Source organism: Actinomycetospora sp. (genome assembly GCF_036497585.1).
In the GTDB taxonomy this organism is placed as follows: Bacteria; Actinomycetota; Actinomycetes; order Mycobacteriales; family Pseudonocardiaceae; genus Actinomycetospora.
Map to the genome: position 1 here is coordinate 1 of NZ_DASXJD010000205.1, position 2,959 is coordinate 2,959.

General features: G+C 77.9%; 3 protein-coding genes. All 3 read left to right on the forward strand.

Going from position 1 to position 2,959, the window contains the following annotated elements; translation table 11 throughout:
• Positions 1-934, forward strand: a 934-nt coding sequence (locus VGH76_RS20145) for a VWA domain-containing protein (RefSeq protein ID WP_331558503.1), incomplete at its 5' end; no start/stop codon positions are given.
• A 3-nt stretch (positions 935-937) separates the two neighbouring features.
• A complete protein-coding gene (cobO, locus tag VGH76_RS20150; protein ID WP_331558504.1) occupies positions 938-1,552 on the forward strand; it encodes a cob(I)yrinic acid a,c-diamide adenosyltransferase in 615 nt (204 codons plus the stop codon).
• A 5-nt stretch (positions 1,553-1,557) separates the two neighbouring features.
• Entirely contained in the window at positions 1,558-2,955 is a 1,398-nt protein-coding gene (locus VGH76_RS20155; RefSeq protein ID WP_331558505.1) for a cobyrinate a,c-diamide synthase, read from the forward strand.
• Positions 2,956-2,959: the final 4 nt, after the last annotated feature.

The window sequence follows — 2,959 nt, forward strand, 5'->3', positions numbered from 1 at the left end:
GTCCGGCGGCCGTGACGACGGGACACCCCTGCCGCCGGATGCCGGCCACGACGCCCCGCTGCCCTCGGGGGGTGGCGACGAGGCCGCGGGTCGACCCGTCGGTGCGCCCACCCCGACGCGACTGCGCACCCGCCGGTTCGAGGTGCGGGGCACCGGCGAGGGGGCCCCGGGCCGGCGCTCGCGGGCCCGGGGCCGGCAGGGGCGCACGGTGCGCGCGGTGCCCGAGCCCCGCGAGGACACGACACTGCACCTGCCGGCGACGGTGCTCGCGTCGGTCCGCGGGGGGCGGCGTGGCCGTCCGGCGCCGGAGGATCTGCGGCACGCCCAGCGCGAGGGCCGCGAGGGCAACCTCGTGCTGTTCTGCGTCGACGCGTCCGGGTCGATGGCCGCGCGGCGACGGATGAACGCCGTCGCCGGGGCCGTCGTCGCCCTGTTGCGCGACGCCTACCAACGGCGGGACAAGGTCGGGGTGGTGACCTTCCGCGGGCCCGGGGCCACCGTCACGCTCCCGCCGACCACCTCGGTGCACACCGCGCACCACCGCCTCACCGACCTGCGCACCGGCGGCCGCACCCCGCTCGCCGACGGGCTGCGCACGGCGCGCCGGGTGCTGCGGGCCGAACGGGTGCGCGACCCGCGCCGGCGTGGCCTGCTGATCGTGCTCACCGACGGGCGGGCCACCGTCGGGGGAGCGAAGCCGCTCGACGCGGCCCTCGAGGCCGCCCGCGGGCTCGCCCGCGAGGCCGGGCCGGGACGGGGCCGAACGGGCGGCGCGGCGATGAGCACCGTCGTCGTCGACTGCGAGTCGGGGCCGGTGCGGCTCGGGCTCGCCGGACGGGTCGCGGGAGCGGCCGCGGGTGCGATCGTCAGCCTCGACGAGCTGACCGGCGACACGGTGGCCGCCGTCGCGCGCGCCGCCGTCGGAGAGGGCTGAACCATGCCGCAGGGCGTCCCCACCACCGTTCCCGACGACGGGCTCACCACCCGCCAGCGCCGTCGTCGCCCGCTCGTCGTCGTGCACACCGGGCCGAACAAGGGCAAGTCGACCGCCGCGTTCGGGCTGGCGCTGCGGCAGTGGACGGCGGGCTCGAGCATCGCGGTGTTCCAGTTCGTGAAGTCGGCGAAGTGGCGCGTCGGCGAGGAGACCGCGCTCAAGGCTCTCGGCGAGCTGCACGCGAGCACCGGGCAGGGCGGCCCGGTCGAGTGGCACAAGATGGGCGAGGGCTGGTCCTGGTCGCGCAAGGCGGGCACCGAGGAGGACCACGCCGAGGCCGCGCGGGAGGGCTGGGCGGAGATCCGGCGCCGGCTGGAGGCCGGGGCGCACGACTTCTACGTGCTCGACGAGTTCACGTACCCGCTGAAGTGGGGGTGGATCGACGTCGACGAGGTCGTCGCGGTGCTGCGTGACCGTCCGGGGTTCCAGCACGTCGTCATCACCGGGCGGGACGCGCCGGAGGCGCTCGTCGACGTCGCCGACCTCGTCACCGAGATGACCAAGATCAAGCACCCGATGGACGCCGGCCAGAAGGGCCAGAAGGGCATCGAGTGGTGACCACCCTGCCGCCCCGGGTCGTGGTGGCGGCGCCGTCGTCGGGCAGCGGGAAGACGACGATCGCGACCGGGCTCCTCGGCGCGTTCGCCGCCCGCGGCACCCGCCCGGCACCGTTCAAGATCGGCCCGGACTACGTCGACCCCGGCTACCACGCGCTCGCCGCCGGCCGGCCCGGCCGCAACCTCGACCCGGTGCTCGTCGGCGCCGACCGACTGCCCGGCCTCGTCGTGCACGGCACCGCGGGGGCGGAGCTCGCCGTCGTCGAGGGCGTCATGGGCCTGTTCGACGGCCGGCTGGCCTCCGGTGGTGACGAAGACGGGGAGCACGCCGATAGCGGATCGACGGCCCACGTCGCGCGCGTGCTCGACGCGCCCGTGGTGCTCGTCGTCGACGCGCGCGGTCAGCACCGCTCGATCGCCGCGCTGCTCCACGGGTTCGCGCACTTCGACCCGCGGGTGCGCCCGGCGGGCGTCGTGCTCAACCGGGTCGGCACCGAGCGGCACGCGGGGGCGCTGCGGGCGGCGTGCGCCGAGGTCGGGATGCCGGTCCTGGGCGTGGTGCCGCGCCGGGCCGAGCTCGCCGTGCCCTCCCGCCACCTCGGCCTGGTCACCGCCGCCGAGCACGGCGACGCCGCCCGCGCGGCCGTCGAGGCGATGACGGCGCTGGTCGCGGCCCACGTCGACCTCGACGCGATCGAGGCCCTCGCCCGCCGCGCCCCGGCGACCCCCGCGACGCCCTGGGACCCGGCGCGCGAGGTGGCCGACGGCCGCCGGCCCTGGGTCCCCGACGGGCGGAGCGCCCCGGTCGTCGCGGTGGCCGGCGGTCCCGCGTTCACCTTCGGCTATCCCGAGCACGCCGAGCTGCTCACGGCGGCGGGGTGCGAGGTGGCCGTCGTGGACCCGCTGCGTGACGAGGCGCTGCCGGACGGGACCGCCGGGCTCGTGCTCCCCGGCGGCTTCCCCGAGGAGCACCTCGACCCGCTCGCCGCCAACGAGCCGCTGCGCGCGGCCGTCCGCCGGTTCGCCCGCGACGGCGGTCCGGTGCACGCGGAGTGCGGCGGCCTGCTCTACCTGGGGCGGCGACTCGACGGTGCCGCGATGTGCGGGGTGCTCGACGCCGACGCCGCGATGGGCCCCCGGCTGCAGCTCGGCTACCGCACCGCGACCGCGGCCGCCGACTCGCCGGTCGCCGCCGCGGGGGAGTCGGTGACCGGGCACGAGTTCCACCGCACCGTCACCACGCCGCGGGCCGGGTCGACGCCGGCGTGGCGCTGGTCGGCGTCGGGCGAGCCGGTCACCGAGGGCTTCGTCGCCGGCAACGTCCACGCGTCCTACCTGCACACCCACCCCGCCGGACGCCCGGAGGCCGTCGCGCGGTTCGCCGACGCGTGCCGCGCCCGGTGACCCG